The following is a 7207-nucleotide window of genomic DNA, read 5'->3' on the forward strand; positions in this document are numbered from 1 at the left end:
GCCAAGGAATTGGTCAATCTTTTTCTGCCTTAGATAAATTTTGTCTGTGATTATAGATCCCAAAAAGAAGAAGGGCAGTTAGTGAGCAGGCTGCTCCAATAACAAAACCATTAGGGATAAAGGAAAGTGTAATGGTACCTTTTCCCTTTGGAACATCAACCTTCATAAAACCAGTTTGAGCCTGCTTGATTTCAAGTTTTTTCCCATCTTGGTATGCAGACCAACCTTTGTCATAAGGAATAGTGAAGAAAATAGAGGTATCTTGTTTTACTTCATATGTAGCAAAGACTTTATTTTTAGAGGTGGATACTTCTACAGGTTGTTCTTTAATCTTTTGGATTGCCTCAGTAAGAGCCTGAGTATCTAAACGATAGAAGGCTGGAGATTCAAATGATACCTGAGAATTTCCAGGGAAGCTAACACTGATATTGAAAGTTTTTTGTTCTTCAGTATAACCCAAATTAAAGAAGTTAAAGGTATTGTCAGTTGTAAAAGTCTTTTTTTCACCGTTGACAATGATGTCAACTTTCTTTTGCTTATCGTTTGTAAAATGAAGATTTGAAAAAGAGAGATAGACTTGACTATTTTGAGGAACCTCAATCTGATAATCAATTCTTGCATCCTCATTCGTAGAACTTGTGATGCTTGTTAAACCATCAGAATTATCTTTTTTATCATATGCTATTGGATAGAAATAATCTAAGTTGAGATTAGCGAGCTGGTTTATAAATAAAGCCTGATTATCCAGAGTATGATTATTAAAGTTTACATCGGTGTAAATAGATTGAGTGGCAAAAGCAATGGGTAAAGAGAGTTGATTTTTATATAAGGTTAAATGATCCTTTTGATAAATCTCTTGAAAGTCATACTTATCAAGTGAAGTTTCAGAAATATTGTACTGGATTCCAAATAAACTGTCTGCTAAAAGACTATTATTTGCATAACGGAGATTGAGGTTGGTTCCAGATGATTTGAATCCAAGTTTGTCCAAACTAGTGCTAGCTGAACGATTTCGTACAGACGAAAATTGAGAGATTCCATTGTAGTTAAATTTCATACTGTCATTTCCAGTCTGAATTTGCAGTTTTTCAGTACGTGTAAATGTATTGTCAATTTGGCTTAGAATGGATTCCATAGCGGTGATATCTTTATTATAGGCGCTACGAGAAGCAAAGGCCCATTCTTTAGCTATTCCTTCCATTTGAGATGAAGCATTTAAGCTTATCTCAGCTATTATAAATAAAGACAAAAGAATTGCAAATAGATTTACAGAGATAAATTTTCTAATGACTGCAAGAAGTAAAAGAGCATAAACTAGTAGAAATTCAAGAGTGAGTAGGATATTCAAATCAGTTAAAAAAGAATAGTGTGATTTAAAATAGACAGTAGCCAAAAATCCTGTTAGTACAAGAAAGAGTGAGATAAATAGATTCCAGAGCTTCAGTTCTTTCAGACGGTTTAAGACTTCTGCTGCAGTATAAATTAATAGAGTGGAAAAAATCCAAGCATAGCGATGTAAAAACATATTTGGGGTATGCATCCCTTGCCAAAATAAATCAAGTGCTTCTATGTAAAAGCTTATTATTAAAAAAGTGAAAAAAATTGCATAGGTAAGTTTCACGTGAAACCTTATGGATTTTATTGTGAAAAATAGAATGGTCAAAATAAAAGGAAGCAATCCAACAAAAATCATTGGTATAGATCCATACTTAGTTGTATCAAAAGATCCAATGAATTGTTTTGCGAAAATATCCAGATACCAACTACTGTCTGTCTTTAATTTTGTGATGGTAGTCAACTTCTCTCCATGAGTTTGTAAATCAAACAGTGTAGGAAGAGTCATAATCAAACTAGTCATTCCAGCTAAAAAGGAGGTAACAACAAAATCAAGAAAAGATGATTTTCGAGTTTTAAAGTCCCAAGAAATTTGGCAGAGATACCAGAAAATAAGAAACAATGCTGTCATATACCCAAAATAATAATTTTGAATAAATAAGATTGACAAACTTGTAAAGTATAGTAGGCGCTTCTTTTGTGTTATCAGTAGGTGTAAACCAGTTATAATTAAAGGAATCAAGATAAAAACATCTAGCCAGGTTTTTATCTCTAACTGACTGACAGTGAAGCTCATTAAAGCATAGGAAGTAGATAAAGCCAGTTTTAAAAATGTTGGGATATCTTTAAATAATCTATTCAAACTAAAGAAGGTTGACAGACCAATCAATCCAAATTTTAAGAGAGTGGTCAGATAAGCAGCATCTGGCATATTTGACAGATTAAAAAAGTAAACCAGGGGTGAAAGAAAACTACCTAAGTAATAACTAGATAGAGCATAGAAATTCAGTCCGAGGCCACTTGTAAAGGTGTAAAACAAACTGTCATTTCCATGTAAAATATTTCGTAAAGCTACATCAAAAATAACGTATTGATGGAAACCGTCTCCTAATAGTGGAGATGCATCGCTATTCCAGTAGATACCCTGAGATAGATATACTCCTAACATAATTACTAAAGGAATAATGAAAGAGACAAAATAGGTCCAATATGTTTTAAAAAATGATTTCATGTTACCTCGTAGAATGATAGAAAACTCAGTTGGTTAATCCAACTGAGTTTTGAAGTTATATTTAGTCTTTCCAAAGTTCTTTAACTTTTGCTTGTACTTCTGCATTTTCTAAGAATTCATCATAGGTTTCATCAATACGATCGATGACGCCATTCTTAGATAAAACAATGATATGGTTTGCCAAAGTTTGGATAAACTCGTGGTCATGACTGGCAAAGATGATTGATTCTTTAAAGTTTTTCAAACCATCGTTCAAGCTTGAAATAGATTCCAAATCTAAGTGATTAGTTGGATCATCAAGTACAAGGACATTTGATTTCAAGAGCATGAGTTTTGAAAGCATGACACGTACTTTTTCTCCCCCTGACAAGACGTTTACAGGTTTGTTAACTTCATCTCCAGAAAAGAGCATACGACCAAGGAAACCACGTAGGAAGGTATTGTCATCTTCTTCTTTACTTGCAAATTGACGCAACCAGTCAAGGATTGACTCTCCTCCTGCAAAATCAGCTGAGTTGTCTTTTGGCAAGTAAGAACGGCTAGTAGTAACTCCCCACTTGACAGTTCCTTCATAGTCGATGTCACCCATAATTGCACGAATTAATGCAGTCGTTTGAATGTCATTTTGTCCAATAAGAGCTGTCTTATCACCTGGACGCAAGATGAAACTAATATTGTCCAGGATAGTTTCACCATCAATCTTTACAGTTAGATTTTCTACTGTCAAGAGATCATTACCAATCTCACGTTCTGCTTTAAAGTTGATAAATGGATATTTACGACTAGATGGCACAATCTCTTCTAATTCAATCTTGTCAAGCATTTTTTTACGAGACGTTGCCTGTCTTGACTTAGAAGCGTTGGCAGAGAAGCGAGCAACGAATTCTTGCAATTGCTTAATTTTTTCTTCTGCCTTGGCATTACGGTCTGCTAGCAATTTAGCAGCGAGCTCAGAAGATTCTTTCCAGAAGTCATAGTTTCCGACATAGAGTTTGATTTTTCCAAAGTCAAGGTCGGCCATGTGGGTACATACTTTGTTTAAGAAGTGGCGGTCATGGGATACGACAATGACAGTATTGTCAAAGTCAATTAGGAAATCTTCTAACCAAGTAATGGATTGAATATCCAGACCGTTGGTTGGCTCGTCCAAGAGAAGAACATCTGGTTTACCAAAAAGTGCTTTAGCAAGGAGAACTTTCACTTTTTCACCATTGGCCAATTCGCTCATGTTTTGATAGTGCAATTCTTCTGGAATATTAAGATTTTGAAGTAGTTGAGACGCTTCACTCTCTGCCTCCCAACCTCCAAGTTCGGCAAATTCACCTTCGAGTTCGGCTGCACGAACACCATCTTCATCTGAAAAGTCTTCCTTCATATAAATAGCGTCTTTTTCTTTCATGATGTTGTAAAGTTTTTCATTTCCCATGATAACAACATCAATTGCACGTTCATCTTCATAGTCAAAGTGATTTTGACGAAGAACAGAGAGACGTTCATCTGGACCAAGAGAGATGTGACCAGTTGTAGGTTCGATATCACCAGCTAAAATTTTTAAAAAGGTTGATTTTCCGGCGCCATTAGCACCGATTAATCCATAAGTATTTCCTTCTGTAAATTTGATATTGACATCATCAAAAAGTTTGCGATCACTAAAACGTAGTGAAACATCAGATACTGTAAGCAATGTTTTTCTCCTATATGTGTAATATATTTATTCTACTAGAAAAGAGAGAAATATTCAAATTTTTGTTTGTCAATTTTATGTCAATTAAGTTTACAGGTTTGTTTACAAAGAGTTAGTTGTTTGATTTAAATAATTTTCTGTTATTTTAACAAAAAAATGCTATAATTGAAGAGACCATTTCGAAGGAGAAAAAAATGACGAAACCCATTATTTTAACAGGAGATCGCCCAACAGGAAAACTGCATATTGGACATTATGTTGGGAGTCTTAAAAATAGAGTATTACTGCAGGAAGAAGACAAGTATGAGATGTTTGTTTTTTTGGCGGACCAACAAGCCTTGACAGATCACGCCAAAGATCCTCAAACGATTGTAGAGTCTATTGGGAATGTTGCCTTGGATTATTTAGCAGTTGGATTGGATCCAAGCAAATCAACTATCTTTATTCAAAGCCAAATCCCAGAGTTGGCTGAACTATCTATGTACTATATGAATTTGGTGTCACTAGCCCGTTTGGAGCGCAATCCTACGGTGAAAACAGAGATTGCTCAGAAAGGGTTTGGAGAAAGTATTCCAACAGGGTTTTTGGTTTATCCAATTGCGCAAGCAGCAGATATTACTGCCTTCAAGGCTAATTATGTTCCTGTAGGGACAGATCAGAAACCAATGATTGAACAAACTCGTGAGATTGTTCGTTCCTTTAATAATGCATATAACTGTGATGTCTTAGTGGAGCCAGAAGGGATATATCCAGAAAATGAGAGAGCAGGACGGTTGCCTGGTCTAGATGGAAATGCTAAAATGTCTAAATCCCTTAATAATGGTATTTATCTAGCAGATGATGCGGATACTTTACGTAAAAAAGTCATGAGTATGTATACTGACCCGGATCATATTCGAGTGGAGGATCCAGGTAAGATTGAAGGAAACATGGTTTTCCATTATCTAGATGTGTTTGGTCGTCCAGAAGATGCTCAAGAAATTGCGGATATGAAAGAGCATTATCAACGTGGTGGTCTTGGTGATGTGAAGACGAAACGTTATCTACTTGAAATATTAGAACGCGAACTTGGTCCTATTCGTGAGCGCCGTATCGAATTTGCTAAGGATATGGGTGAAGTGCACAATATGCTTCAAAAAGGTAGTGAAAAAGCTCGCGAGGTTGCAGGGCAAACTCTGTCTGAGGTTAAGGGAGCAATGGGACTAAATTATTTTAAATAATAGATAAAATATAAATCGTAAAACTATCTCTTCCATAGAATAACAGGGATAGTTTTTTTATGTTTTCTGCTATAAATATAATTGACAAATTTCCATAGAATGGTATGATAGATACAATACAAAAAGAGTCAAGCTCAAAAAGAAAGAAAAGAGGAAACTTCAATGTCTAATTGGGACACTAAATTTTTGAAAAAAGGTTTTACCTTTGATGATGTATTGCTCATTCCAGCAGAAAGTCATGTGTTGCCTAATGATGCAGATTTAACAACAAAATTAGCAGATAATCTGACTTTAAATATCCCAATTATAACAGCCGCCATGGATACAGTCACAGAGAGTCAAATGGCCATTGCCATTGCTCGTGCAGGTGGTCTTGGAGTAATCCATAAAAATATGTCTATTGCGCAACAGGCAGATGAAGTTCGCAAGGTAAAACGTTCTGAAAATGGTGTCATTATTGATCCATTCTTTTTGACTCCAGAACACACGATTGCTGAAGCAGATGAACTAATGGGCCGTTACCGTATCAGTGGTGTCCCAGTAGTTGAAACACTTGAAAATCGTAAATTGGTTGGTATTCTAACCAACCGAGATCTTCGCTTTATTTCAGATTACAATCAGCCAATCTCAAACCATATGACTAGTGAAAATCTTGTTACTGCTCCTGTTGGTACAGATCTTGCAACAGCTGAGAGTATTCTTCAAGAACACCGTATTGAAAAACTTCCTTTGGTTGATGAAGAAGGTCGTCTTTCTGGTTTGATTACTATTAAAGATATTGAAAAAGTGATTGAATTTCCAAATGCAGCAAAAGATGAATTTGGTCGTCTTCTAGTTGCTGGTGCGGTGGGTGTCACTTCAGATACATTTGAACGTGCCGAAGCCCTTTTTGAAGCAGGTGCTGACGCAATTGTTATTGATACTGCACATGGTCACTCTGCTGGAGTTCTGCGTAAAATTGCTGAAATTCGTGTTCATTTCCCAGATCGTACTTTGATTGCAGGTAATATTGCAACTGCAGAAGGAGCGCGTGCTCTTTACGAAGCAGGTGTAGATGTTGTCAAAGTTGGAATTGGACCAGGTTCTATCTGTACCACTCGTGTGATTGCAGGTGTTGGTGTACCACAAGTTACAGCAATCTATGATGCAGCAGCAGTTGCGCGTGAATATGGCAAAACAATCATCGCTGATGGTGGAATCAAGTATTCTGGAGATATTGTTAAAGCACTTGCTGCAGGTGGAAATGCTGTTATGCTTGGATCAATGTTTGCTGGAACAGACGAAGCGCCAGGTGAAACGGAAATCTTCCAAGGACGTAAGTTTAAGACTTACCGTGGTATGGGATCAATCGCTGCAATGAAGAAAGGTTCAAGTGACCGTTATTTCCAAGGTTCTGTTAATGAAGCAAACAAACTCGTTCCAGAAGGAATTGAAGGTCGTGTTGCTTATAAAGGTGCTGTAGCTGATATCGTTTTCCAAATGATTGGTGGTATTCGCTCTGGTATGGGTTACTGTGGTGCAGCTAACCTTAAAGAACTACACGATAATGCTCAATTTATTGAAATGTCTGGGGCTGGTCTAAAAGAAAGCCATCCTCATGATGTACAAATCACTAATGAAGCACCAAACTATTCTATGTAAACAAAAAAGAACTCCTGAAAATGAACTGCACCCCAAAAGTTAGACAGAAAAAATCTAACTTTTGGGGTGTTTTATTATGAAATTGAGTTATGAAGA

4 protein-coding genes are annotated in these 7207 nt (G+C 36.3%); 2 read left to right on the top strand and 2 right to left on the bottom strand.

The window, feature by feature from the left end:
* Window positions 1-13: 13 nt before the first annotated feature.
* Window positions 14-2566, bottom strand: a complete 2553-nt coding sequence (locus ACIY14_RS09075; protein WP_409002337.1) for a YfhO family protein — start codon at window positions 2564-2566, stop codon at window positions 14-16.
* 61 nt (window positions 2567-2627) lie between these two features.
* Window positions 2628-4250, bottom strand: a complete 1623-nt coding sequence (locus ACIY14_RS09080; protein ID WP_409002338.1) for an ATP-binding cassette domain-containing protein — start codon at window positions 4248-4250, stop codon at window positions 2628-2630.
* A 194-nt stretch (window positions 4251-4444) separates the two neighbouring features.
* On the opposite strand from ACIY14_RS09080, the gene trpS reads away from it, so the two are divergent.
* Together trpS and guaB are read left to right on the top strand one after the other, a co-directional pair.
* Entirely contained in the window at window positions 4445-5470 is a 1026-nt protein-coding gene (trpS, locus tag ACIY14_RS09085; protein ID WP_000165468.1) for a tryptophan--tRNA ligase, read from the top strand.
* A 162-nt stretch (window positions 5471-5632) separates the two neighbouring features.
* Entirely contained in the window at window positions 5633-7111 is a 1479-nt protein-coding gene (guaB, locus tag ACIY14_RS09090) for an IMP dehydrogenase (RefSeq protein ID WP_409002339.1), read from the top strand.
* Window positions 7112-7207: the final 96 nt, after the last annotated feature.

It is taken from the genome of Streptococcus sp. ST16 (assembly GCF_046098135.1).
Taxonomy (GTDB): Bacteria; Bacillota; Bacilli; order Lactobacillales; family Streptococcaceae; genus Streptococcus.